Genomic DNA, 25,451 nt, shown 5'->3' with positions numbered 1-25,451 from the left:
CCTAGGAGAGCGGTGGAGACGCGAAGAGGGCCCGCTCCCTTTCGGGGCGGGCCCTCTTGCTTCATGCGGTCCTGACGGGATTTGAACCCGCGGCCTCCACCTTGACAGGGTGGCGAGCACTCCAAACTGCTCCACAGGACCAGGTTTCGCGGCGCGATCTCTGCGTTGCGCTGCGAGAAGAGACTCTACAGGAGCCGAGCGTCCTGGTCGAACTCACCCTGGGTGCGGGTGCCGTTACGGCGCCGCCGCGTCGATCGCCTTCACGATCCGCTTGTCGGAGACGGGGTACGCCGTGCCCAGCGCGTGGGCGAAGTAGCTGACCCGCAGCTCCTCGATCATCCAGCGGATGTCGAGGACGGACGCCGGGACCGGGCGGCCCTGCGGCATCTGCTCCAGCAGCCAGGCGTACTCGTCCTGCATCTCCCGGACCTTCTCCATGCGGGTGGTGTCCCGCTGGACGTTCGTCGGCATCTGCTGGAGCCGGCGGTCCGCCGCCACCAGATAGCGCATCAGGTCCGGCAGGCGCCGCAGCCCGGTCTCCGTCACGAAGCCCGGCTTCACCAGCGCGTCCAGCTGCTTGCGTACGTCCTGGAGGTTCGGCAGCAGCGCGGGGCTGCGCACGGCCTTCAGACGGCGCTCGCAGGCCTGCCAGGCCGCCAGCACCTGCTGCACCTGGGCGACCGTGCGCACGGTGGTGTCGACGATGTCCGCGCGGACCTTGTCGTACAGCTTCCGGTACGACTCCTCGTCCCACGCGGGGCCGCCGAAGTCCGCGATCAGCCTGTCCGCCGCCGCCATCGCGCAGTCGTCGAACAGCGCCTGGATGGAGCCGTGCGGATTCGCCGACAGGGCGAGCTTCTGGGCGTTCGTCAGCTTCTCGGAAGCGAACTTCGCCGGGTTGACCGGGATGTTGCGCAGGATCAGGCGGCGGGTGCCCTTCCACATCGCCTCGGCCTGCTCGGCCTCGGTGTCGAAGAGACGGACCGAGACCGTGTCGCCGTCCTCGACGAGCGCCGGGTACGCCTTGACCGGCTGGCCGGCGCGGCGGGTCTCGAAGACGCGGGTGAGGGTACCGATCGTCCAGTCGGTGAGGCCCGTGCGCTCCAGGGACTCCCCGCCCTGGCGTACGGCGGTCGCCGCCGCGGCCTGGGACAGGGCCTTGCGCGCCTTCGGCTTCAGCTTCAGCTTCAGCGCTTCGAGGTCCTTGTCCTCGGCCAGCTTGCGGCGCCGCTCGTCGACGATCCGGAAGGTGATGCGCAGGTGGTCCGGCACCTTCGACCAGTCGAAGTCGTCCGCCTCGAAGGGCACGCCGACCATGCGCTTCAGCTCGCGGGCCATGGTGACGGTCAGCGGCTCCTGGAGGGGCACCGCCTTCTCCAGGAACGCCTTGGCGTAGTTCGGCGCGGGCACGTAGTTGCGGCGGATCGGTTTCGGGAGCGAACGGATCAGCTCCGTCACCAACTCCTCCCGCAGGCCCGGGATCTGCCAGTCGAAGCCCTCGTCGGTGACCTGGTTGAGGACCTGGAGCGGGATGTGCACGGTGACGCCGTCCGCGTCCGCGCCCGGCTCGAACTGGTAGGTGACGCGGAACTTCAGCTGTCCCTGCCGCCAGGTGTCGGGATAGTCGGCCTTGGTGACCGCCTCCGCCGACTCCCGGATCAGCATCTCCCGCTCGAAGTCCAGGAAGTCGGGCTGCTCGTGCCGCTTGCGCTTCCACCAGGAGTCGAAGTGCGCGCCGGAGACGACGTGCTCGGGGACCCGCTGGTCGTAGAAGTCGAACAGGGTCTCGTCGTCGACGACGATGTCCCGGCGCCGGGCGCGGTGCTCCAGCTCCTCGACCTCGCTGAGCAGCTTGCGGTTGTCCGCGAAGAACTTGTGGTGGGTGCGCCAGTCCCCCTCGACCAGGGCGTTGCGGATGAACAGCTCGCGGCTGACCTCCGGGTCGATCCGGCCGTAGTTCACCTTGCGCTGGGCGACGATCGGGACGCCGTAGAGCGTGACCTTCTCGTACGCCATCACCGCGGCCTGGTCCTTCTCCCAGTGCGGCTCGGAGTAGGTGCGCTTGATGAGGTGGCCAGCGAGGGGTTCGACCCACTCGGGTTCGATCTTCGCGTTGACGCGGGCCCAGAGGCGGCTGGTCTCCACCAGCTCGGCGGACATCACGAAGCGCGGCTGCTTCTTGAACAGGGCCGAGCCGGGGAAGAGCGCGAACTTGGCGTTGCGCGCGCCCAGGTACTCGTTCTTGTTGCCGTCCTTCACGTCCTTCATGCCGATGTGGGAGAGGAGGCCGGCGAGGAGGGAGACGTGGACGCGGTCGGCGGGGGCGTCGTCCTCGTTGAGGTGGATGCCCATCTGCTTGGCGACCGTGCGCAGCTGGCTGTAGATGTCCTGCCATTCGCGGATGCGCAGGAAGTTCAGGTACTCCTGCTTGCACATGCGGCGGAAGGAGCTGGAGCCGCGCTCCTTCTGCTGCTCGCGGATGTACCGCCACAGGTTGAGATAGGCGAGGAAGTCGCTGGTCTCGTCCTTGAAGCGGGCGTGCATCTGGTCGGCCTGGGTCTGCTTGTCGGCCGGGCGCTCGCGCGGGTCCTGGATGGACAGCGCGGCGGCTATGACCATGACCTCGCGGACACAGCCGTTCCTGTCCGCCTCCAGCACCATGCGGGCCAGCCGCGGGTCGACGGGCAGCTGGGCCAGCTTGCGGCCCGTCTCGGTGAGCCGCTTGCGCGGGTCCTTCTGCTGCGGGTCGAGCGCGCCCAGCTCCTGGAGGAGCTGCACACCGTCGCGGATGTTGCGGTGGTCCGGCGGGTCGATGAAGGGGAACTTCTCGATGTCGCCGAGACCGGCCGCGGTCATCTGGAGGATGACGGAGGCCAGGTTGGTGCGCAGGATCTCCGCGTCCGTGAACTCCGGGCGGGCGAGGAAGTCCTCCTCGCTGTACAGCCGGATGCAGATGCCGTCGGACGTACGGCCGCAGCGGCCCTTGCGCTGGTTGGCGCTGGCCTGCGAGATCGGCTCGATGGGCAGCCGCTGGACCTTGGTGCGGTGGCTGTAGCGGGAGATCCGGGCGAAGCCGGGGTCAATGACGTACTTGATGCCGGGAACGGTCAGGGACGTCTCGGCGACGTTGGTGGCGAGGACGATCCGGCGGCCCGTGTGCGGCTGGAAGACCCGGTGCTGCTCGGCGTGCGACAGCCGGGCGTACAGCGGCAGGACCTCCGTGAACCGGTACTGCTTCTTCGTCAGGGCGTCCGCGGTGTCGCGGATCTCCCGCTCGCCGGACAGGAAGACCAGGATGTCGCCCGGGCCCTCGGCCATCAGCTCCTCGACGGCGTCCGTGATCGCGGTGATCTGGTCGCGGTCGGCGTCGTCGGAGTCCTCTTCGAGCAGCGGGCGGTAGCGCACCTCCACCGGGTACGTCCGGCCGCTGACCTCGATGATCGGCGCGTCGCCGAAGTGCCGGGAGAAGCGCTCGGGGTCGATGGTCGCCGAGGTGATGACGACCTTGAGGTCGGGGCGCTTGGGCAGCAGCTGGGCCAGGTAGCCCAGCAGGAAGTCGATGTTGAGGGACCGCTCGTGGGCCTCGTCGATGATGATCGTGTCGTAGGCGCGCAGCTCGCGGTCGGTCTGGATCTCGGCGAGCAGGATGCCGTCCGTCATCAGCTTGATGAAGGTGGCGTCCGGGTTCACCTGGTCGGTGAAGCGGACCTTCCAGCCGACGGCCTCGCCCAGCGGAGTCCTCAGCTCCTCGGCCACCCGCTCGGCGACCGTGCGGGCCGCGATCCGGCGGGGCTGGGTGTGCCCGATCATGCCGCGGACGCCACGGCCCAGCTCGAGACAGATCTTCGGGATCTGGGTGGTCTTGCCGGACCCGGTCTCACCGGCCACGATCACCACCTGGTGATCACGGATGGCGGCCGCGATCTCGGCCTTCTTCTGGCTGACCGGCAGCTGCTCGGGGTAGGTCACGGCGGGGACGCGGAGGCGCCGCTCGGCCATTCGGTCCTCGGCCTTGGCGACCTCCGCATCGATCTCGGCGAGAACGGCGGCCCTGGCCTCCGGCTTACGGATCTTGCGTGCGCCTTCGAGCCTGCGCCCGAGCCGGTGCGCGTCGCGCAGGGACAGCTCGGTCAGGCGGGGGGCGAGGGTGCCGAGGGCGGGGGCGGGATGCGTAGACATACGCAGTCCAGGATCGCATCCCGGGGAAAGAAGGAGCGAACTCTTTTGCGTCCGCCCCTGCTCACATCCCCGCGCCCGCCCTCCTCACCCGCCTTGTGTCACCGCTCGCCTTCCCGGCGGGCGGCACCGCACGTCGACGTAATCCTCCGCGCCGCTGCCGACGAAGTGCCTGCCGTCCGGCTCCGGGAAGACGGGCACCCAGGTGCCGTCCTCGTGCGCGGTGCAGCCCTTGCCGAAGGATCTGTGGAAGAGGATCTGCACCTTCTTGCCGCCGTATGCCTTCCAGGTCGTCGTGCCGGGCGGGCGCTCCTGGAGCACGCCCTTCACGGTGATCGTCCGGCCGTACGACCAGCTCCAGCCCCAGGCCCCTCATCCCTGACAAGCGGCAGCGACTTCATCACCGACACCACCAAGACGTACATCAACACGGCGATTCATCCCTTTGCAGTAGTGCCTGATGCCGAATTCGGGGCGGGGGCGGCTGGCGACCGACCCATCACCCCCCACATGGCGCATCAGGTAATGCCGCGTTGAGCTACCTGCGTGTTATCTTCTGTAGCTGTCCGAACACTTCCGTAATGGGCGTGGGCGTAGTGATTAAAGTTTGCTCCGCCTTTTCCCAGTCGTGGTAACCGGATTACGCCGAACGGACTTGTGGGCTTCTCCGAGTTCTTCGCGCGGCGTTATAGAGAGTCGGGCCACGCGCGTTCGTGCGAGGCCCGACTCTTTTTTCGTATTGGGTGCAGTGATCAAGGCATTTGACGCTTGCTTCTCCCGCCTTATCGAGATTCCTCTGCCGTGCCGGCTCTGCGCCAATTATTAGCCTCATATGGCGTATCGGGGAATTGCGTCCTCGATTGATCTCCGTGGTATCTTCTGTAGCCGTCCGATCACGTTCCGTGATGGATGCACGTGCGAGAAGAGACCGGAGAAGTGATGAGCAAGTTCAAGAAGGTCACGGCTGTAGCAGTCATGGTCGGCGGCATGGCTCTCGGTGGCGGAGTTGCCCACGCCGGTGACGGCGACTACATGGACGACTACAAGCACGTATACGAGTACGACATCAAGGACTACCTCCTCGTCGGCAACCTGCAGGCCGTCGACTGCGACCAGGACTTCAACGCCGGCGCTGCCTTTGCGCCCATTCAGACTACGGGGACCGGCGACAACACCCAGCTGATCGGGAACTTCTGCACGGTGGTCGGGCCTGTCAGCGACTGATTCCGCGGCATGGTGACGAGGAGCCAGGCTTGCGCAGAATGCGCGAAGCCTGGCTCCTTTCGTGCTCGCAGAAACATCTGGTTTCGAGGCGCGCGAGGCCCGAAACGCAAGAACTGTTCCGACGTCGACGCTCAGTCCTCTGAAAGTGATGCAGAAGACCGCGTGATCAAGGCCGTCTCCATACCACGCTGTACAGGCGCAGGTGCCGCCGCTGCGGGCTTGCCGGGTCAGGCTGACTGCACGCTATCGACGTCGGGAGAAGAGGGTGACCCATCAGCCGTCACGGCAGTCCGTCCCGGAAGAGACCGACCTGGCACGCATCGCGTTGCGTCCCGCCCGCCAAGCCGCCCGACGGGCGAGCCGGAACGCAGAAGCGGGCGGCACCCGGTTGGGGCCGCCCGCTTCGTGTGGTCGTGGTCTGGGCCGGTAGTCGCCCTCAGGGCTCTGTCAGCGTTGTGCCGGGGCGGGGCCGAGCAGCAGATCCATCGCGATGACCTTGAACCCCCCGGGGTTTTCTTGCTGTTGACCGGAGCCGCGCAGGTTGGGGCGGTCCAGCAGAGGGTCGGTGAAAAAGCCGCGCTGCCCTTCGCTGTGCTGTTGTCAGCCGCGCTGGTGCTTGACGACTACCTTTTTGCGGTCCTCCTCGAAGGCGAACACCCTGCTGGTCCTCCTGACGGTTTGGTCGCCGGACCCGACCGGCAGGTTGACCGTGATATTGCACGTCTGGGTCTGGGCGTTCCCCGAAGCAGTGGCTGCCCCGCCCGTCGCGGTTCCACCCCCAGCGTCCGCGTCACCGCCGGTGGCGGTGATGGATTGGGTGCACAGTGGGCCCGCCGGTACAGCGGCGAGGGGAGCGGGGCTGCTTTCGTCGTCAAACCTGGCGTACTTCGCCCGGTGAGACTTTGCGAAGAGGAAGAGATCTTCGGCGTCGGAGGAGTGGTCCTTTCCGGAGTGGGGCTCTCGCATGTGGGCGGGCTGGTGATCGTCGGCGTAGGCGCTGCCGGCGCCCGAGACCGTCAGCACGCTGATCGCGGCGCCGAGTAGGGCGGCTTTTGGGCCAAAGCGCATGTGAGCCTCCATGTAGTCGTTGCCCAGGGTGTATCCACGGACGCTTTAGCAACGCGGCAACGACCATATGGTTCTGTTTTCCTCACCCGTCTGGCTCGCACGCTTCCGGGGGACGTTCAGAGCCGAAAGGTGTCGCCCGCACGGACGTTCGAACTGCTCTACGCGAGCCGCAGTGCTGCGCGGCGGGGAAGTGCTGCCAGACCCTCCTGTCCCGCCGCATGGTGCAGTCCATCCATGCGGTACTGCCGAACGCCCTCCAGAGAGCTGTTGGGGCTCTGCTGGGACGCGGTGGATCTCGATCGCGAGACTCTGACTGCGTCTGGAGATCCGCTTCCATGATCTCCGTCACTCCGCCGTCTCGTTCCTGCTCGACCGGGGGTGCCCCCGCACATCGTGCGGCAGATCGTGGGTCACAGCGACATCGGAGCCTGAGGGCGTTGGTGTACCGGCTGGCGTAGCCGACATGAAAACACCCCCTGCGGGAAAATCCCGGAGGGGGTGTATGCCCTGACAGGGCGGTTGTGGCTGGGGCCGGGGTCGAACCGGCGACCTTCCGCTTTTCAGGCGGACGCTCGTACCAACTGAGCTACCCAGCCACGAGGTTTCACGTGAAATGAAACCTCAGCGGTCCTGACGGGATTTGAACCCGCGGCCTCCACCTTGACAGGGTGGCGAGCACTCCAAACTGCTCCACAGGACCAGGTGTGGGTTGTGTGCGAACCAACGTAGGTAAGTGTCGCACACCGTACTGCGTGCCCCCAACGGGATTCGAACCCGTGCTACCGCCTTGAAAGGGCGGCGTCCTAGGCCGCTAGACGATGAGGGCTATCGGCCCGCCTGGGCGCTTCTCAGCGCGTCGGGGACGTGAGAAGCATATGGGATGGCGGGAGGGATCGCCAAAACGGTTTACGGAACGGGTCGCGGGGACGGGCTCGCCGGGCCGGTCGGCGGGGTGCCGGGGCCGGTCGGGGAGGCCGTCGGCGAGGGGGTCGCGCCCGGGGTGTTCTCCTCCACCAGATGGCGGCTGACCTCCGCCGTCGTCTGGCCGAGGCCGCCCAGCCGGATGGCGTCCCAGGCCTGGAGGCGGCGGGTGTCGCGGTCGAAGTAGAGGATCGACGCCTCGATCGGGTCCGGGTACTTGCCTTCCACGGCCCGCAGTCCGCTGCCGCCGGTCGAGCCCTCGATGCGCAGCCGGGTTCCGTACTTCATGACCTCCATCTCCTGGTGGTGGACATGGCCGGCCAGCACCAGGGGCACCTCGCCGTCCGTCTGGCGGGCCGCGGCCGGCTCGTGGGCGATGGCGACGTCCACCGGTGTGCCGGCCGCCCGCTGGTCGCGCAGCGCGGAGGCCAGCCGGGCGCCCGCCAGTTCCTGGGACTGCTCGGCCCCCGGCTTCTCGGTGCGGTCGGGGGTGAACTGGGGGTCGCCGATGCCCGCGAACCGCAGACCCCCGACGGACACGGCGCTGCCGTCGTCCAGGACGTGGACGTTCTCCAGGCCCCCCAGGTAGCGCTGGGTGAGCCGGGAGTCGTGGTTGCCCCGGACCCAGACGTACGGGGCGCCCAGGTCCTCGACGGGGTCGAGGAAGCCGTTCTCCGCCGCCGTGCCGTGGTCCATCGTGTCGCCGGAGTCGACGATCACGTTCACCTCGTACTGCTCCACCAGGGACGCGATGATCTTCCAGCTCGCCGGGTTGAGGTGGATGTCCGAGACGTGCAGCACGCGGATGGTGGTCGGGTCGGGCGCGTAGGCCGGGAGCGTCGACGTGGCGTCGTACAGCTTGGTCACGTTCGTCACCAGACGGGCCAACTCCTTCTGGTACACGTCGAATTCGGTGACGATGCTGCGGGCATCCCCGACCAGGGAGGGCGCGGAACTGAGCAGCCCGGAGAAGCGGGGCTCCAGGACGGACTTGGGGTTCCAGGTCGCCCACGCCGTCACCCCGGACGCCGCGAGCAGCGTCAGGGCGAGGCCGCCCGCGGCGAGGGCGCGGCGCGGGCGGCGGTAGACGGCGAGACCGAGGGCGGTGGCTCCGGCGACCACGGCGACGCCGGAGCGGACGGCCAGGTCGAGGGTGCCGTCGCCGACGTCGCGGGTGATCTCGTCCTGGAGGCCGGAGATGCGTTCGGGGTGGTCGACCAGGGCCTGGGAGCGGACCGGGTCGAGCTGGTCGACGTTGACGTCCAGGCGGACCGGGGCGATGTGGCTGTCCAGGTGCAGTGCGCCCAGCGGCGAGACGTTGATCTTCGTGCCGCCGGTGAAGGACGGGCGCAGGGTCATCGTCGTGTCCATCGGCCCGACCGGGACCCGCACCTGCCCGACGGCCAGCAGCCCCAGCCAGCCGCCGAACAGCACCACCGCGACCAGACCGAGCGCGCGGGCCCAGGGGCGGGACCGGCCGGCGAGTTCGAGCGAGGGTTGTTCGGGCGAGGGGCGACGGGTACGGGACGGCGTGCGCATGCGGTTCAGGACGTTCAGGACTGCGGCGAGGACGCGGGCCATTGGGGCCTTGTGCCCAGGTGCGCGGGTGGCTATGCCGGAGGCGCGCGGGGCACGGAAGCGGCGCCGGGGCCTCTCGTACGGCGTGGGCGTACCGGACAATGGGCCTGTGCTGGAGATGACGCGCGAGGAGTTCGAGGAACTGGTCGCCGAGGCGCTGGACCGGATCCCGCCGGAGCTGACGCGGCTGATGGACAACGTCGCGGTGTTCGTCGAGGACGAACCGCCCGCCGACGATCCCGAGCTGCTCGGGCTCTACGAGGGGACTCCGCTGACCGAGCGCGGCGAGTGGTACGCCGGGGTGCTGCCGGACCGGATCACCATCTACCGGGGGCCCACGCTGCGGATCTGCGAGAGCCGGGAGGACGTCGTCGCGGAGACCGAGATCACGGTGGTGCACGAGATCGCCCATCACTTCGGGATCGACGACGCCCGGCTGCACGCGCTCGGGTACGGGTGAGCGGGCCGGGGTGAGCCGGGCCGGGTGAGCGAGGCCGGTTGCGGGAGGCGGGTCGGGCGCGGCGGGGATCCGCGCGGTTTCGAACGGGTCCGCGCGTGTCCTCTTGCGGGCGGCGGGAGTTGGGCACATTGACTCTTCACCGGCCCCCGGAGGTGGCTGCTCGTGCGCCCCTTGTACGTACCCGTCCGCCTGGCCGCCACCGTCGTGGCCGTCGCCGCCGCCACCGGCTGCATGAGCGTGGGTGACGACGACGCAGGCCGGGCCAGGCCGTCCCACTCGGCCGGGCCCGAGGGCGGCGAGGCGCCCGACGGGGGCCCGGCGGTGTCCGGCGGCGCCGGGTACGAGGGTGTGGCGGCCGGTGACGCGGAGCGCGCGGGCGGCAAGGGCCGGGGCAAGGAGAAGGGCAAGAAGGGCGACGACGAGCCGGGGGAGTCCGCGGCACCGTCGGCCTCCGCGCCGGGCCGCGGCGGCGCGTCCGCCTCGCCGGCGCCCGGACCCGGTCAGACCGCCAAACCCGGGGGCGGCGGCCCCCGGCCCACCCCGGTCCAGCCGACGCCCACCCGCACCACGCAGGCGCCCGAGCCGCCCCCGCCGTCGACGCAGCCGCCGCCCTCCCCGCAGCCGACGGCCGCGGAGCCGTCGTCGTCCGCCCACCCGGAGCCGGGACCGCAGCTCGCGGAACGCGAGCCGGCACCGGAGGCGGGGGCGCCGGCGTAGGCGGCTGGGCGGCAAGGGCGGCTGGGGGCTTCGGCGGTGGCCGGCTGGGGGCGCCGACGTGGTCTGGCCGGGTGTGGTGTACGCCGCTGGGCTCGCGGTTTGCCTTCGGGGGTGGGGAGTGCGTATGGTGGTAGATCGTTTGATCCCATTTGCCCGGCGCCAACGCAGAGCGCGCCGTGTGGCGCGTACTCTCCTTTGCCGTGGCGGACCGCATCGAGGCGGTCGTGTGCGAATCACGGAGTTGACGGGCGCGTGCCGATGAGACTCCGGAAGGTTTCGCAGACGTATGTCCATCATCAGTTCTGACCATGCCGTCGTGTCCGAGGACGAGGTCGTGACGGAGGCCGCCGCCGAGGCGGTCCAGCCGACCGAGGCGGCCGACTCGATCGAGTCGGCCGAGTCCGCCGAGGACACCACCCCCGAGATCACCTTCGCCGACCTCGGCCTCCCCGAGGGCGTCGTGCGCAAGCTCGCGCAGAACGGCGTGGTCAGCCCCTTCCCGATCCAGGCCGCGACCATCCCGGACGCCCTGGCCGGCAAGGACATCCTCGGCCGGGGCCGCACCGGCTCCGGCAAGACCCTCTCCTTCGGTCTGCCGACGCTGGCCCGGCTGGCCGGCGGCCGCACCGAGAAGAAGCGCCCGCGCGCCGTCATCCTCACCCCCACGCGTGAGCTGGCCATGCAGGTCGCCGACGCCCTCCAGCCGTACGGCGACGTGCTCGGCCTGCGGATGAAGGTCGTCTGCGGCGGTACGTCCATGGGCAACCAGATCTACGCCCTGGAGAAGGGCGTCGACATCCTCGTCGCCACCCCGGGCCGCCTGCGCGACATCATCAACCGCGGCGCCTGCTCCCTCGAGGACGTGCAGATCTCCGTCCTCGACGAGGCCGACCAGATGTCCGACCTGGGCTTCCTGCCCGAGGTCACCGAGCTGCTCGACCAGGTGCCGGCCGGCGGCCAGCGCATGCTCTTCTCCGCCACGATGGAGAACGAGATCAAGACGCTCGTCGACCGCTACCTGACCGAGCCCGTGCTGCACGAGGTGGACGCGGCGCAGGGCGCGGTGACGACCATGTCGCACCACATCCTGATCGTGAAGCCCAAGGACAAGGCGCCGGTCACCGCCGCGATCGCCTCCCGCAAGGGCCGCACCATCGTCTTCGTCCGCACCCAGCTGGGCGCCGACCGCGTCGCCGAGCAGCTGCGCGACGCCGGCGCCAAGGCCGAGGCGCTGCACGGCGGCATGACCCAGGGCGCCCGGACCCGGACCCTGGCGGACTTCAAGGACGGGTACGTCAACGTGCTCGTCGCCACGGACGTCGCCGCGCGCGGCATCCACGTCGACGGCATCGACCTCGTGCTGAACGTCGACCCCGCCGGTGACCACAAGGACTACCTGCACCGGGCCGGCCGTACCGCCCGCGCGGGCCGTACCGGCACCGTCGTCTCGCTGGCCCTGCCGCACCAGCGGCGCCAGATCTTCCGGCTGATGGAGGACGCGGGCGTCGACGCCTCGCGCCACATCATCCAGGGCGGCGGCGCCTTCGACCCCGAGGTCGCCGAGATCACCGGCGCCCGGTCCATGACCGAGGTGCAGGCCGAGTCCGCGGGTCACGCCGCGCAGCAGGCCGAGCGCGAGGTCGCCCAGCTCGCCAAGCAGCTGGAGCGCGCCCAGCGCCGGGCCGCCGAGCTGCGCGAGGAGGCCGACCGCCTGGTCGCCCGTATGGCGCGCGAGCGGGGCGAGGACCCGGAGGCCGCGGTCGCCGAGGCCAACGCCGCCGCCGAGACGCCGGCCGCCGAGGCCCGCGTGGAGACCGTCGCGGTGCCGGAGCAGCCGGTGGCGCAGGACGTGGACCGGGCGGAGCGCGCGGAGCGCCGGGACGGCGACCGGGGCGGCGACCGTGGCGGCTTCCGCCGCGAGGACCGCCGGGACGACCGTCGCGACGACCGCCGTCCGTTCGACCGGGACCGGGACCGGGACCGTGGTTTCGACCGTGGTGACCGCAACCGTGACCGTGGTTTCGAGCGCCGTGACGACCGTGGTGGCCGTTCCTTCGAGCGTCGTGACGGTGAGCGTGGTGGCTTCCGCCGGGACGACCGCCGTGACGACCGTCGCCCGTTCGACCGTGACCGGGACCGGGACCGTGGTGGCCGTTCCTTCGAGCGCCGGGACGGTGAGCGTGGTGGCTTCCGCCGGGACGACCGCCGTGACGACCGTCGCCCCTTCGACCGCGACCGTGACCGGGACCGTGGTGGCCGTTCCTTCGAGCGCCGCGACGACCGTGGTTTCGAGCGCCGTGACGACCGTGGTGGCCGTTCCTTCGAGCGCCGGGACGGCGAGCGCGGCGGCTTCCGCCGGGACGACCGCTCCGGTCACCGTGGCAGCGACCGCCCGTTCAACCGCGACCGCCAGGGTGACCGCCCCGGTTTCCGCACCGGCGGCCACGAGCGCCCCTACGGCCGTCGTGACGACCACCGCACCGGCGGCTCCTTCGGCCGCCGCGAGGACAAGCCGCGCTGGAAGCGCAACGGCTGACACACCGGCTGACATCAGCCGAGTGAGCGGCGGCTGACGCCGATCGCCTCCGAGGCACCCCGAGGGCCCGTACGACTCCGGTCGTACGGGCCCTCGGCGCATATCGAGCTGTGACGTGTGTCACGCACTCCGCGTGGGAATCGCTGGGGGCATGACAAACAACGCGAGGCTGTCGGACGAAGAGCGGCTGGCCCAGCTCGGCTATACGCAGGTTCTCGCCCGCCGGATGTCGGCGTTCTCCAACTACGCGGTCTCCTTCACCATCATCTCGGTGCTGTCGGGCTGCCTGACCCTCTACCTGTTCGGCATGAACACCGGCGGGCCCGCCGTGATGACCTGGGGCTGGGTGGCCGTGGGCCTGATGACGCTGTTCGTCGGCCTGGCGATGGCGGAGATCTGCTCCGCCTACCCGACCTCGGCGGGACTGTACTTCTGGGCGCACCGGCTGGCCCCGGAGCGCAGCGCGGCGGCCTGGGCCTGGTTCACGGGCTGGTTCAACGTGCTGGGGCAGGTCGCGGTGACCGCCGGGATCGACTTCGGTGCGGCGTCCTTCCTGGGCGCCTATCTGAACCTGGAGTTCGGCTGGGAGGTCACCCCCGGCCGCACGATCCTTCTCTTCGCGGCGATCCTGCTGCTGCACGGCCTGCTGAACACCTTCGGCGTGCGGATCGTCGCCCTCCTCAACAGCGTCAGCGTGTGGTGGCACGTGCTCGGCGTGGCGGTGATCGTCGGCGCGCTGGCCCTCGTGCCGGACCACCACCAGCCCGCGTCCTTCGTCTTCGGCGAGTTCGTGAACAACACCGGGTGGGGCAGCGGGGCGTATGTGGTGCTGCTGGGGCTGCTGATGGCGCAGTACACCTTCACCGGCTACGACGCCTCCGCCCATATGACCGAGGAGACCCACGACGCGTCGACGGCCGGCCCGAAGGGCATCGTCCGGTCGATCTGGACCTCCTGGATCGCCGGGTTCGTCCTCCTGCTCGGCTTCACCTTCGCCATCCAGTCCTACGAGGGCGCCCTCACCTCCCCGACCGGCGCGCCGCCCGCGCAGATCCTGCTCGACGCCCTGGGCGTGACCGCGGGGAAGCTGCTGCTGCTCGTGGTGATCGGGGCGCAGCTCTTCTGCGGCATGGCGTCGGTCACCGCCAACAGCCGCATGATCTACGCCTTCTCCCGCGACGGCGCGCTGCCCTTCTCCCGCGTCTGGCACACGGTCAGCCCGCGCACCCGTACGCCGGTCGCGGCGGTGTGGCTGGCCGCGGGCGGCGCCCTGGCGCTGGGGCTGCCGTATCTGATCAACGTCACGGCGTACGCCGCGGTGACCTCGATCGCCGTGATCGGGCTCTACATCGCCTACGTCATCCCCACCCTGCTGCGGCTGCGCAAGGGCGACGCGTTCGAACGCGGGCCCTGGCATCTGGGGCGCTTCTCGCGCGCGGTCGGGGTGGTGGCGGTGGGCTGGGTCGGCGTGATCACCGTCCTGTTCATGCTGCCGCAGGTCTCCCCGGTCACCGCCGAGACCTTCAACTACGCGCCGGTCGCCGTGCTCGTGGTGCTCGGCTTCGCCGCGACCTGGTGGGCGGTCTCGGCGCGGCACTGGTTCCTCAGGACACCGGCGGACCGGCCGGCCGTGGCGGAAACCGCCGATTCGTAGCCTCCGGTGCATTTCGTTCGCCGCCCCGGCCGTCCGCGCGATCGCCGACCGGTCGCCGCTGGACCACTGACGGACCGCCGGTGGACCGCCGGGCCGCGCCGTGTCACCGATACCCGATCGGAGACGCGGCCCGATCCGGCTATGCTCGGGGTGGCGAACATCGCCAGGGGCCGTTAGCTCAATTGGCAGAGCAGTGGACTTTTAATCCATTGGTTGTGGGTTCGAGTCCCACACGGCCTACGGTTCGCGGACGGAGGCCTGGCCTCCGAGCCGCCGAAGCGCCCCGACCGGGAACAGAGCGGTCGGGGCGCTTCGTCGTTCGGGCGGGCGTCGGCGCGCCGCAGGGAAACGGGGCCGGGGAAGCGGGGCCGGTACGCCCGTGGAGGCCCTGTGGAAGCGCCCGTTGCGCCCCTGTCGCCTCTTGTACACTCCCCACGCTTCATCGCGCCAACTCGGGGGAAATCCATGGGTGTTCCCGTCAGCCGCGTCGTCCGTCAGGTGGTCACCGAGCACGCACCCCAGGAGCGGGAACTGCTGGACGCGGTCGAGCGGATGACGCCGCGGGACAGACGGCGGCACCTGGAGACGAGCCGGGAGCGGCGCCAGGAGCCTTCCACCGTCGACTTCGGGCTCGAGGTCGTCGTGCCGCTGGTGACACCGGTGCTGTGGCTGGTGCTCACCGAAGCGGCCCGGGAGACGGCGGCCACGGCGGTGCGGGCCTCGGCGCAGGCGGCACGGTCCCGCTGGCGGCGGTTCCGGGGCCGGGGCCGGGAGCCGGAGGGCGAGCCCGAGATCACGCTGCCGCTGTCGGCGGAACAGCTGGGCATGGTGCGCGACACGGTGCTCACGCAGTGCGTGGAGACCGGGTTGAGCACGGCCCGCGCCACGGCGATCGCCAACGCCGTGTTCTACGAGCTGTCCACGTCGGCTGGGCGGGAGGAGTCCTCGGGCCGGGAGGAGTCCTCGGGTCGGGAGGAGTCCTCAGGGCGCGACGAGTCCTTAGGGCAGGGCGAGTCGGCAGGCCGCGACGTGACCCCGGACGGGGATGACGGCGGCCGGGAGCCCAGGTGAGCGCCGGCCCCGGCCACTCCGACGAGCCGACCGCCGCTGGACCCGGCATCACCCCCGAGCCCGGCCCCGTCGCCGGCCCCGGCACAGCCCATGAGCCCGCCCCGGCCGCCGACACCGTCACCACCCAAGAGCCCGTCACCGGCCCCGGCACACTCCAAGGGCCCTCCCCGGCCGCCGACACCGTCACCACCCAAGAGCCCGTCACCGGCCCCGGCACAGCCCAAGGGACCGCCCCCACCGCCGGCCCCGGCACCACAGAAGAGCCCGCCCCCGCCGCCGACCTCGACCGCCGCGTCCTCGCCGCAGGCACCAACCTCCGCTTCGCCCTGCTGGTCGTCATGATCGTGTCGGCGTCGGTCAATCTGATCTCCGCCGGTGTCCCGCAGCGGGCGGACGCGAAGTGGCTGTGGACGGTCGCCGGCACCGTCATCACGCTGGGCGTCGCCAGCCTGCTGTACGCGCTCGCACCGGCCTGGACGCGGCGCCGCGCCGGACTCGTCGAGATCCGCGACGCGGAACTCCGCGCCGAGCTGACCCGGTTGGCCGAGCGGGCCGGCGTCGCCCCGCCCCCCGCCTTCCGGTTGGCCCCGTCGGCCGTGACGGCGAGCGCCTCGGCGTTCGGGCACCGGCGCTCGCGCACCGTCAGCCTGAACGCGGGTCTGCTGGCCCGGCGGGCCGACGACCCCGAGGGGTTCCGGTTCGTCGTCCTGCACGAGCTGGCCCACCTCCGCAACCGCGATGTCGGTGTCGCCTACGCCACCGAGGCGCTGTGGCGCGCGGTCGCCGTCCTCGTCCTCCTCCCCTGCACCGTGCTCGCCCTCTATCCGAGGCCCTGGGCCCACTCACCGGCCGAGGTGCTGGACCTGTGGCGCGCACACTGGTCGCCGGCGCTGCGCGGGCTGTTCCGCGTCGCCTTCGTGGCCGCGCTGATCCTGCTGGCCCGGGGAGACGTGATGCGCACCCGGGAGCTGTACGCCGACATCGACGCCGCCCGCTGGAACGAGGCCGCCCGCCGGTTGCCCACGCCCGGAGCGGGACGACCCGGTGGCGGCCGTCGGCGGGGGCGGCTGCGGGACCTCTGGCGGACGCATCCCGCGTGGTCGGAGCGGGCGGTCTCGCTGCTGGACCCCGGCCCGATGTTCGGTGTCCGCGCCTCGACGATGTTCCTGTCCGGTGTGGTGACCGCGCAGGTGGCCGTCGGTCTCGACGTGGCCGTCCACGAGCTGGCGGGGTCCGGGACGTCGTGGGCCTCGGACCTGCCCGAGTGGACGGCCGCCGCGCTCGTCACCGGGATCGCCGGGGTCGCCGTATGGCGGGCGGTGGCGTACGCGGTGGCCTGCGGGCTGCGCGTGCCGTCGGGGCTGCGGGCCGGTCTGTGGCTGGGGCTCGGGCTGGGCCTCGGCGAGCTGCTGACCTTCCAGCACGCGGGCACGGGCTGGCTGCCGCCCGCGCCCCAGGTGCTGCTCGTCCTGGTCGCCGGGTCGGCCGTCCTGCTGTGGTGGGCCGCACAGTGCGCCGAGCTGTGGGTGACGACCTGCCGGGGCCGTTCCCTGGTGCCCAGCCATCTGATCGGCACGGCCGCGCTGCTGGTGGTCTACGGCGGCTGGTTCACCTGGTGGGCCTCCCGGGGCCATCTCTTCGTGGGCGGCGACTTCCTCGCCGGGGTCGACTGGGACGGCCTGCTCGGCCGGATGTATCCCGGGACGCCGCCCGAGCAGATGCCGTATCTCACCGTGCTGAAGTGGCTGGCGTACGTGCCGCCCGCGACCTCGTCGCCGATGGTCCACGTCGGCGGCACCGTCCTCTGGTTGTTCCCGCTCGTCGTCTGGGCCCGCCCGCAGGGCTCCGGCCCGGCGCCGTGGCTGCGGCGGGCCCGGCCGCGGGGCCCGTGGCCCGGCCTCGACGGGACCGTCCCCGCGATGCGGTGGCTGCTGACCCGGGTGGCGGTGGGCGGCGCCCTGACCGTCCTGGTGCTGCTCGGCACCCGGATGTGGCTGCACCACACCCGGCCGCCCGCGGGGTACCGGGGCGCGGCCTGGATCACCCAGGTGTCGGCGCTCAGCCTCCTCGCCGTCCTGACGGCGGTCGCGGTCACGACCGGCGCGGTGTACGCGACGACGCGGCGGCTCCGGCTGGCGCTGGCCCTGACGGTCGGCGGCTCGGTGCTGATGACCGGCCTGGCCGCGGCCTTCGTCCTCGCCTCCGCCGACGGCTGCGTGCCGGGCGCGCAGGCGGTGGTCTCGACCTGCGTGTGGGAGAGCCGGGCCGGATGGCTCATGGTCCATCTCCACCTCGGCCCGCACGGACTCGGCCTCGGCTTCTACGCCGTGACGGTCACCGCGCTGCTGATGGCGGCGGTGAGCCGGCGTCCGGTGCGGATCCGGTGGGGCCGGCGGAAACGGTCGTACGGCCGCCGCGCGTCCGTACCCGGGGAACGGGTGAGGCCCGCGCGGCGCCGGCTGCCGGCCGCCGCCGTGTGCGCCGGGGGCGCGGTCGTCGCGGTCGTGGTGTGCCGGGCGGTGCTGTCGGGGGTGCGGCCGTCGAAGGCCGAGGCGCTGCGCGGTGGCTGGCTGCCGGAGGTGATGCTCTGGACGGCGGTGGCGCTGGTCACGGCGGCGGCGGTCACGGCCGTGGTGGTGGCGTTGCGGGCCCGGGGCGGCTGGTGGCCCGCGCGGGCCGTCGGCGCGGCGGCGCTGAGCCTGCTCGCCGGAACCCTCACGGCGACGGCACTCACCGCGGCCGAGGGCTGTGTGCCCGGTCTGACCACGCTGTGGGCCGGCTGCGAGCCGCGACCGGGGCCCGTGTGGGACCTGACCCGGTTGATGCTGCTGCCCCGGCTGTCGGCCCTGGCCGTACCCGCCGCCGCGCTGACGGTGCCGGTCGTGCTCGCGCTGCGGGCGCTGCCGCCGCTGCCGCCCCGGGTCCGGAGGCGGCGCCTGGCGCTGCGGCGGGCGTACGTCGTCGTGGCCTGCCTGGCACCGGTGCTGCTGCTCAGCGGCCAGCGGGAGCTGGAGGCGTTCGCGGACCCGTCGACCGCGCAGGGCAGGCAGGGCGCCCAGGCGCGGGAGAAGGCGCGGCAGCGGGAGCGGCTGCGGGACTGGCTGGAGCGGGGCGGCCAGACCGCGATGAACGCGTACGCGGCCGACTACCGCGCCCTGCGGGACGCGCTGGCCCGGCATCCGCCCGCGCGGGGTTATCCCCAGGATGTGTACGCCCCGGTGTGCGCCTTCTGGTCCGTGGACGGGGCACAGGCCGCGCGCCTGCCCGCTCCGCCGGTCGACGTCCCCGAGGCGGCCGACTGGGCGGCGATCGCCGAACTCGCCCAGCGCGGCGGCGGCATCTGCCGCAGCGGCCTGGCCGCCGGATCGGACCCGGTCACCGAGCGCGGCCTCAGCGAGCTGGCCACGGCGGCGGACCGGTACATGGCGCTGTCGCTGGCGCTGTACGACGTCCTCCGTCCCGGAGGGAAGGGGAAGGAGGGGGCGGGCTCGTGACCGGGCGTGCTGACCGGGCGCGGTGACGGTCCGCGGGTCGGGTCAGCTCAGCAGATGGCGGTTCGGCGCCTGGGCCGTCTCGGCGTACTCGGGGAGCACCACGACGTCCACGCCCCGCGCCGTGAGCGCCCCGACGCCGTCGGCGTCCGCCACGAAGGTGTCGGGCTCCCGCCACGCCGTGACGACCCTGCGGACGCCGGCGTCCAGGATCAGACCGGCGCAGGGGCGGGGCCGGGAGGCGCGGCGGGTGCAGGGCTCCAGGCTGCTGTAGACGGTGGCGGTGGGCAGCCGCGGGTCCGCGGGGTCGATCTTCGCCAGGGCGGCCTCCTCCGCGTGGACGACCGGGTCGTCGCCCTCCCGGGAGTGGCCGCGGGCTAGTTCCGTGCCGTCCGCGGCGACGACGATCGCGCCGACGCTGAAGGCGGACGCGGAGGGCGGGCACTGCGCCGCCAGGGCGCAGGCCTGGGCCAGCCAGTGGTGGTCCGCGGCCACCGCCGTCGTGCCCGTGCCGGGAGCGGTCGGCTGGTAGCGCACCAGGACCACGTCACCGACCGGGCGGGTCTCCACCAGACGCAGCCGGCCCGGCTGGTAGGGGCCGGGGCCGAACAGACGGGGCGCCTCCGGATCGCCGACGAAGAGGGGCGCGAGGGCGAGCTGGAGCTCGTCTGCCAGGCCCTGCTGGAGGAGTTGGGTGTGGACCGTCCCGCCGCCCTCGACCATCAGCCGCCGTACGCCGCGGACGTCGTGCAGGTCCGCGAGGACCGTGCGCCAGTCCCAGTCGCCGTCCAGCGGCACGACGTACGCCGTGTCCGTGATGCCCGACGCCCGCAGGCGTTCCGCGCCCTCCGGGGTGGTGTAGACGATCTTCTCCCCGCCGGTGTGCCAGAACCGCGCCTGCGGGTCCAGGTCGCCCGAGCCGCTGACCGTGACCTTCAGCGGGTACTCCGGCTTCCCGGCCGCCGTCCGGGCCGCGCGGCGCTCGGCGGAGTAGACCAGCAGCCGAGGGTTGTCGGCGCGGATCGTGCCGGCGCCCACCAGGATCGCGTCGACGGACGCGCGGACCTCGTCGACCCGGTCGAAGTCGGCGGGGCCGGACAGCAGCAGACGCTCGGGGCCGGTGTCGTCCAGACAGCCGTCCAGGGAGACGGCGGCGGAGAGCAGGACGTACGGGTAGGGCATCGGCGCACCCATCTGGAGACGGCGGGATCCTGGTTCGCTTTCCAGGGAAACTACCTCTGGCGCGAGGGGTCCCGCGCATGGCGTACACTGGTGTCAACGACGCGGGGTGGAGCAGCTCGGTAGCTCGCTGGGCTCATAACCCAGAGGTCGCAGGTTCAAATCCTGTCCCCGCTACTGAAGGCTCAGGGCCGGAATCCATGAAGATGGGTTCCGGCCCTGAGTGTTTTCGGCGGCCCTGCTCGCCGTACGGCGGCCCTCCGCTGTCACCGGGAGTAAACGAGCAACCCCACTCCGCATAACATCTGAGTCACCATCAAAAACGAGAACGCTGCTGAAGTGATTCTGAGTGAGGGTCAACTCGCCCGGTTTTCGCCGCTCGTGGGCACTACGTCCACCCGGCGAACCGTAATGATCAAGCGGAACGGCTTGGAAATCACCCCCTGGTTCTATTAACGTCCGATAACGCAGCGCGGTCGTCCCAGCCGTCACAAGAGGCGGCTCCGTGCGCACGCGCCGAATCCCGTGAGGGAACCGGGGAACCACCACCTTGGGGTGAATCGGGCGTAAGGGGTCGAGTCCACACGCGGCTGAAAACCGCTCAGGGCACGGCTTGTTTACGCGCGTAGGAGACCTTCCTGCTCCGAACCCGTCAGCTAACCCGGTAGGCGAGAAGGAAGGAAAGGAGTACGCCCACGTGGCGTCCAACCGGCCTGCCCCCGGGGCCCCGTTCGTGCCCGGCCAGCGCACCGCCGACCCCGCCGACACCTTCGTGTACGGCGATCAGCGCACCGACGAGGGCCCGTGGGAGGAATGGAACCCCACTGCGGAATCCATTCGCCCCGTACGCGGCCGGCATCGCGTCACCAAGCAGCGCGGCGGACTCGCCCGCAGCTCCACCGTCCTGGGCGTCGGTGTCATAGCCGCCGTCGGCGCGGGCGGCATGGCCACCGCGCAGACCGGCAAGCCGCCGGTGTCCATCTCGATGCCCGACCTGCCGAACGTCGGCTCGCTCATCTCCGACGACACCGAGGCCGAGGCCCCCGAGGCCGCCGCCACCCCGCTCAGCAGCATCGGGGTCACCGCCGCCGACTCCGGGCAGGGCACCACCGACGCCGGCGAGGCGCTGCGCGCCCGCATCATGGCGCAGGCCGAGCAGCAGCAGGACCAGGTCGAGTCCAAGGCCGCCGCCGAGGCGCTGGCCGCCGCCGAGAAGGAGGCCGCCGAGGCCGCCGCCAAGGCGGAGAAGGAGGCGGAGGCCAAGGCCGCCGCCGCGAAGAAGGCCGCCGAGGAAGAGGCCCGCAAGAAGGCCGAGGCGGAGCGCCTGGCCGAGCTGGCCAAGCAGTACACGCTGCCGACCTCCTCCTACGTCCTCACCGCCAGCTACGGCCAGGCCGGCGCCATGTGGTCCTCCGGCTACCACACCGGCCTCGACTTCGCCGCGCCCACCGGCACCCTCATCAAGGCCGTGCACTCCGGCACCATCACCGAAGCCGGCTGGGACGGGCCGTACGGCTACAAGACCGTCCTCACCCTGGAGGACGGCACCGAGATCCTCTACGCCCACCAGTCGTCGATCGGCGTCAGCGTGGGCCAGAAGGTCACCACGGGCGAGGTCATCGGCCGCGTGGGCGCCACGGGCAACGTCAGCGGCGCGCATCTGCACATGGAGGTCCACACCGGGGCCGGTGGCGCGCTCGACCCGATGGCCTGGCTGCGGAGCAAGGGCCTCACGCCCTGAGCGGACGCCCGCTCCCTCTCCTTCTTTCTCTTCCGAACCCCGGTTCCTCTTCCGGTCCCCGGCGGTCCTGACGGCAACCCCCCGACGTCAGGGCTGCCGGTCGGCATGCCGACCGGTCACGTCCGGTACGGGTTGTAGGCCGGGTACGGCGCCGGGTGCGCGGTGTGCGGCGTCCGCTGCACGGGATGCGGCGGGCGGTACTGCGGGTACGGCGGCCGGTGCCCCGGGTACGGACCCGCGGGGCCCGGCATCGGCCACGGCATCATCACCGGCACCGGCGGGGCCGTCACGCGCGCCGCGTACTCCAGCGCCGGGCGGGCCACCTCGCGGCGCCGCCACAGCTCGTGCAGCAGCTCCCGCTCCCGCAGGACGAAGTCCGCGCCGGCCCGGCCGCTGCGCCCCCGGTGCCGCAGGAACGCCAGCGACGTCGCGTACGACTCGTACTCGGTGACCGCGCGGGCCGCCGGTTTGCCGAGGTGGTGCCGGGCGTAGTCGCGGGCCAGGTGGCGGGCGCGCATCGAGCCGAGCGCGAAGGGCTCCGCCGGGCCCAGCCAGCCGGCGGCCACATACGCGGGCAGCTCGTCGCGCACGGTGCGCAGCTCCCGCTGCCGGGTCCAGATCACGAGCCAGGTCAGCAGCCCGAACGCGGGCACCATGAACGCGGCGTACACCGCGAGGAACGCGTAGCCGCCGAAGCTCGCCGAGCCGTTCCACAGCGCGTGCATGCCCATCGCGAGCAGCAGGCCGCACGGCGGCAGCAGCAGGCGGCGCATCCGCTGGCGGGGCCCGGACAGGGCGGCGATACCGAAGCCGATGCCGGTGAAGACGGTGAACAGGGGATGCGCGAACGGGGACATCACGACGCGCACGAAGAAGGTGGCGGCGGTGACGGAGGCGATGCCGCTGTCGCCGGAGAGCTGGTCGGTGCCGAAGGCGGTGCCGAGGTAGAGGATGTTCTCGGTGAACGCGAACCCGGTCGCGGTCACCCCGGCTATGACCACGCCGTCGACGATCCCGGTGAAGTCCCGCCTGCGGAAGAGGAAGAGCAGCAGGATCGCGGCGGCCTTCGCGGACTCCTCCACGACCGGCGCTATCACGGTCGCCCCGAGGGTGTCCGCGCCGGCCGGGTCGGCGGTCGCCGTCGCTATCCACTGGGTCGCGAAACTGTTGGCGACGATCGCGATCAGCGCCGCGGCGCAGGCACCCCAGGCGAACGCGAAGATCAGGTTCCGCCAGGGGCCCGGCTCCACCCGGTCCAGCCAGCGGAACGCGGCTATGAGGAGCGGGACGGGCAGGACCGCCAGGCCCAGACCGACCAGGAACCCCTCGGTGCCGGTCTCCTCGCGCACCAGGGCGAGGATGACGAGCCCGGACAGCGCGAGCAGGGTGATGAGCGCGCCGTAGCGCACCCAGGGGCGCTGCCACCAGTGCGCGGGCCGGGGCGCCCCCGCGACGGGGACGGAGGCACCGGGGGGCGTGGGGTACGGGGGACTGCTGGCCACGGCATTGACCCTTACGAGGGACGGAGCCGCCCGCGGTGGATCAGGCGTCGGCGGGAGGCTGAGCTGACGTTGTGTGTGGTACGCGGCGGAAGAGCAGGTCGTTCACGACATGACCCTTGTCCAGTCCCTGACCCTCGAAACGGGTGAGCGGACGGAACTCCGGGCGGGGCGCGAAACCGCCGTCGGCCTGGGTGTTCTCGAAGTCCGGGTGCGCGGTGAGCACCTCGAGCATCTGTTCCGCGTACGGCTCCCAGTCGGTGGCGCAGTGCAGGATCGCGCCGGGCTTCAGCCGGGTCGCGGCGAGGCTCAGGAACGCCGGCTGGATGAGCCGCCGCTTGTGGTGGCGCTTCTTGGGCCACGGGTCGGGGAAGTAGACGCGCAGACCGTCGAGGGAGTCGGGGGCCAGCATCTCGCGCAGCAGGATGATGGCGTCGCCGTTGCCCACGCGGATGTTGGTCAGGCCGCCCCGGTCGGCGAGGCCGAGGAGGTTGCCCTGGCCGGGGGTGTGCACATCGACCGCGAGGATGTTGGTGCCGGGGTCGGCGGCGGCCATCTGCGCGGTGGCCTCGCCCATGCCGAAGCCGATCTCCAGGACGACGGGGTTGTCGTTCCCGAACAGCTCGGCGAGGTCGAGGACCCGGCTGCCGTCGATGTCGAATCCCCACTTCGGCCACAGCCGCCTCAGCGCGTCCGCCTGCCCCGCGGTCACCCGGCTCCGCCTCGGCTGGAAGCTCCGGATGCGCCGCTCGAAGTGCGAGCCGGCGGGGTCCGCCTGGGGACCCTCGGGGAACCGGGGCGCACCCTTGGGGCGGCGGGGGGCGGGGGCGGCGTTCAGGGAGTCAGACACAGTGGCATCGAGTCTACGGGGTCGGGTGGCCGGAACCGGTGTGGTGCTCAGCGCTCCTCCAGGGCTGCCAGGGCCCGGCGGGCGACCTCCCGGCCGATGGGCAGGGACGCCGTCGCGGCGGGGGAGGGGGCGTTGAGGACGTGCACCGTGCGGGGGGCCTCCTGGATGAGGAAGTCGTCGACCAGCGTCCCGTCGCGCAGCACCGCCTGCGCGCGCACGCCCGCCGCCGCCGGCGCGAGGTCCGCCTCGGTGACGGCGGGCAGCAGTCTGCGGACGGCCTCGGTGAACGCCGCCTTGGACACCGACCGGTGCAGCTCCCCCGCCCCGTACCGCCAGTGGCGGCGGGCCAGCTGCCAGGCTCCGGGCCAGGCCAGGGTGGTGCCCAGCTCGCGGGGCCGGACGACGCCCCAGCCGTACCCCTCGCGGGCCAGGGCGGGGACCGCGTTGGGGCCGATGTGGACGCTGCCGTCGATACCGCGGGTGAGGTGGACGCCGAGGAAGGGGAAGGCGGGGTCGGGCACGGGATAGACCAGCCCGCGCACCAGCTCGGGCCGGCGCAGGTCGTAGTACTCGCCGCGGAACGGGATGATCCGCATTTGTGGGTCGTCCCCGGCCAGCCGGGCGATCTCGTCGCAGTGCAGCCCGGCGCAGTTGACCAGGACGCGGGCCCGCACGACCGCGCCGTCGGCGGTCTCCACGGCCACGCCCAGCTCCGGGCGGCGGTCCACCCGGACGACCCTCGCGCCGTACCGGATCTCCGCGCCGGACGCGGTGGCCAGCCGGTGGGCGACGCCGGTGAAGTCGCAGATGCCGGTCGTGCCGACGTGTATGGCGGCGAGGCCGCGCACCTCCGGCTCGAACTCCGCGATCTGGGACGCGCCCAGCTCCCGCACGGGGATGCCGTTCTCCCGGCCGCGCTGCACGAGGGCGTGCAGGCGGGGCAGCTCGGCGCGGTCGGTGGCGACGATCAGCTTGCCGGTGACGGCGTGCGCGATGTCGTACTCGGCGCAGAACTTGACCAGCTCGGCGGCGCCGCGGACCGCGTACCGCGCCTTGAGGGAGCCGGGGCGGTAGTAGATGCCGCTGTGGATGACGCCGCTGTTGCGGCCCGTCTGGTGCCGGGCCGGGCCCGCCTCCTTCTCCAGCACCATGACCCGCGTGCCCGGCGCCCGGCGCGTGATCGCGTACGCCGTCGACAGGCCGACGATCCCGCCGCCGATCACCAGCACGTCACAGTCGTAGGCGATCTTCCGCACCTGCTCCACCTCCCGGCTTCGATAGTGCAC

General features: G+C 71.8%; 16 protein-coding genes, 6 tRNA genes and 1 riboswitch. Of the genes, 10 read left to right on the top strand and 12 right to left on the bottom strand.

Annotated features, from left to right (window positions below; translation table 11 throughout):
• Nucleotides 1-66: 66 nt before the first annotated feature.
• The 3 genes from ACIG0D_RS17480 to ACIG0D_RS17470 all read right to left on the bottom strand — a co-directional run bounded on the left by ACIG0D_RS17480 (nt 67) and on the right by ACIG0D_RS17470 (nt 4,497).
• Nucleotides 67-141 (bottom strand) — tRNA-Asp (locus ACIG0D_RS17480).
• 93 nt (nt 142-234) lie between these two features.
• Entirely contained in the window at nt 235-4,179 is a 3,945-nt protein-coding gene (hrpA, locus tag ACIG0D_RS17475; protein WP_399801336.1) for an ATP-dependent RNA helicase HrpA, read from the bottom strand.
• 84 nt (nt 4,180-4,263) lie between these two features.
• Nucleotides 4,264-4,497, bottom strand: a complete 234-nt coding sequence (locus ACIG0D_RS17470; RefSeq protein ID WP_399801333.1) for a hypothetical protein — start codon at nt 4,495-4,497, stop codon at nt 4,264-4,266.
• Between the two features lie 618 nt (nt 4,498-5,115).
• Between ACIG0D_RS17470 and ACIG0D_RS17465 the strand changes: the two genes are divergently transcribed.
• Nucleotides 5,116-5,400 (top strand): hypothetical protein, encoded by a 285-nt coding sequence (locus tag ACIG0D_RS17465; RefSeq protein WP_399801331.1) that lies wholly within the window; start codon nt 5,116-5,118, stop codon nt 5,398-5,400.
• A 600-nt stretch (nt 5,401-6,000) separates the two neighbouring features.
• On the opposite strand, the gene ACIG0D_RS17460 is transcribed toward ACIG0D_RS17465, so the two are convergent.
• The 5 genes from ACIG0D_RS17460 to ACIG0D_RS17440 all read right to left on the bottom strand — a co-directional run bounded on the left by ACIG0D_RS17460 (nt 6,001) and on the right by ACIG0D_RS17440 (nt 8,970).
• On the bottom strand, nt 6,001-6,480 hold the full coding sequence (locus ACIG0D_RS17460; protein WP_399801329.1) for a hypothetical protein: 480 nt from the start codon (nt 6,478-6,480) through the stop codon (nt 6,001-6,003).
• 510 nt (nt 6,481-6,990) lie between these two features.
• A tRNA-Phe gene (locus ACIG0D_RS17455) sits at nt 6,991-7,064 on the bottom strand.
• Between the two features lie 29 nt (nt 7,065-7,093).
• A tRNA-Asp gene (locus ACIG0D_RS17450) sits at nt 7,094-7,168 on the bottom strand.
• A 53-nt stretch (nt 7,169-7,221) separates the two neighbouring features.
• Nucleotides 7,222-7,294 (bottom strand) — tRNA-Glu (locus ACIG0D_RS17445).
• A gap of 80 nt (nt 7,295-7,374) precedes the next feature.
• Complete coding sequence (locus tag ACIG0D_RS17440) at nt 7,375-8,970, bottom strand: metallophosphoesterase (protein ID WP_399801327.1); 1,596 nt, start codon at nt 8,968-8,970, stop codon at nt 7,375-7,377.
• Between the two features lie 106 nt (nt 8,971-9,076).
• On the opposite strand from ACIG0D_RS17440, the gene ACIG0D_RS17435 reads away from it, so the two are divergent.
• The 7 genes from ACIG0D_RS17435 to ACIG0D_RS17405 all read left to right on the top strand — a co-directional run bounded on the left by ACIG0D_RS17435 (nt 9,077) and on the right by ACIG0D_RS17405 (nt 18,899).
• Complete coding sequence (locus ACIG0D_RS17435) at nt 9,077-9,427, top strand: metallopeptidase family protein (RefSeq protein ID WP_189696131.1); 351 nt, start codon at nt 9,077-9,079, stop codon at nt 9,425-9,427.
• Nucleotides 9,428-9,589: 162 nt separating this feature from the next.
• The gene (locus ACIG0D_RS17430; protein WP_399801325.1) at nt 9,590-10,144 is read left to right on the top strand and encodes a hypothetical protein; all 555 of its coding nucleotides are present in this window, start codon (nt 9,590-9,592) and stop codon (nt 10,142-10,144) included.
• Nucleotides 10,145-10,430: 286 nt separating this feature from the next.
• Nucleotides 10,431-12,680 (top strand): DEAD/DEAH box helicase, encoded by a 2,250-nt coding sequence (locus ACIG0D_RS17425; RefSeq protein WP_399801322.1) that lies wholly within the window; start codon nt 10,431-10,433, stop codon nt 12,678-12,680.
• 151 nt (nt 12,681-12,831) lie between these two features.
• Nucleotides 12,832-14,334 (top strand): amino acid permease, encoded by a 1,503-nt coding sequence (locus ACIG0D_RS17420; protein ID WP_399801319.1) that lies wholly within the window; start codon nt 12,832-12,834, stop codon nt 14,332-14,334.
• 167 nt (nt 14,335-14,501) lie between these two features.
• Nucleotides 14,502-14,574 (top strand) — tRNA-Lys (locus ACIG0D_RS17415).
• Between the two features lie 225 nt (nt 14,575-14,799).
• On the top strand, nt 14,800-15,405 hold the full coding sequence (locus ACIG0D_RS17410; RefSeq protein ID WP_399801316.1) for a hypothetical protein: 606 nt from the start codon (nt 14,800-14,802) through the stop codon (nt 15,403-15,405).
• Nucleotides 15,402-18,899, top strand: a complete 3,498-nt coding sequence (locus ACIG0D_RS17405) for a M48 family metalloprotease (RefSeq protein WP_399801314.1) — start codon at nt 15,402-15,404, stop codon at nt 18,897-18,899. The genes ACIG0D_RS17410 and ACIG0D_RS17405 overlap by 4 nt, the downstream gene beginning before the upstream one ends.
• Nucleotides 18,900-18,941: 42 nt before the next feature.
• On the opposite strand, the gene ACIG0D_RS17400 is transcribed toward ACIG0D_RS17405, so the two are convergent.
• On the bottom strand, nt 18,942-20,078 hold the full coding sequence (locus ACIG0D_RS17400) for a dihydrofolate reductase family protein (protein WP_399801312.1): 1,137 nt from the start codon (nt 20,076-20,078) through the stop codon (nt 18,942-18,944).
• A 100-nt stretch (nt 20,079-20,178) separates the two neighbouring features.
• On the opposite strand from ACIG0D_RS17400, the gene ACIG0D_RS17395 reads away from it, so the two are divergent.
• Nucleotides 20,179-20,252: transfer RNA gene (locus tag ACIG0D_RS17395), tRNA-Met, on the top strand.
• Nucleotides 20,253-20,579: 327 nt separating this feature from the next.
• A riboswitch (cyclic di-AMP (ydaO/yuaA leader) is annotated at nt 20,580-20,761 on the top strand.
• An 11-nt stretch (nt 20,762-20,772) separates the two neighbouring features.
• A complete protein-coding gene (locus tag ACIG0D_RS17390) occupies nt 20,773-21,816 on the top strand; it encodes a M23 family metallopeptidase (protein ID WP_399801309.1) in 1,044 nt (347 codons plus the stop codon).
• A gap of 116 nt (nt 21,817-21,932) precedes the next feature.
• On the opposite strand, the gene ACIG0D_RS17385 is transcribed toward ACIG0D_RS17390, so the two are convergent.
• The 3 genes from ACIG0D_RS17385 to lhgO are packed head-to-tail and all read right to left on the bottom strand — an operon-like array spanning nt 21,933 to nt 25,451.
• Nucleotides 21,933-23,318 (bottom strand): PrsW family intramembrane metalloprotease, encoded by a 1,386-nt coding sequence (locus ACIG0D_RS17385; RefSeq protein WP_399801306.1) that lies wholly within the window; start codon nt 23,316-23,318, stop codon nt 21,933-21,935.
• Between the two features lie 40 nt (nt 23,319-23,358).
• On the bottom strand, nt 23,359-24,165 hold the full coding sequence (trmB, locus tag ACIG0D_RS17380) for a tRNA (guanosine(46)-N7)-methyltransferase TrmB (protein ID WP_365761643.1): 807 nt from the start codon (nt 24,163-24,165) through the stop codon (nt 23,359-23,361).
• Nucleotides 24,166-24,212: 47 nt separating this feature from the next.
• A complete protein-coding gene (gene lhgO / locus ACIG0D_RS17375) occupies nt 24,213-25,451 on the bottom strand; it encodes an L-2-hydroxyglutarate oxidase (protein ID WP_399801304.1) in 1,239 nt (412 codons plus the stop codon).

It is taken from the genome of Streptomyces sp. NPDC052773 (genome assembly GCF_044547145.1).
Lineage (GTDB): Bacteria > Actinomycetota > Actinomycetes > Streptomycetales > Streptomycetaceae > Streptomyces.
Note: the sequence above shows the minus strand (reverse complement) of the source record. Positions and strands in the feature narration are given on the sequence as shown.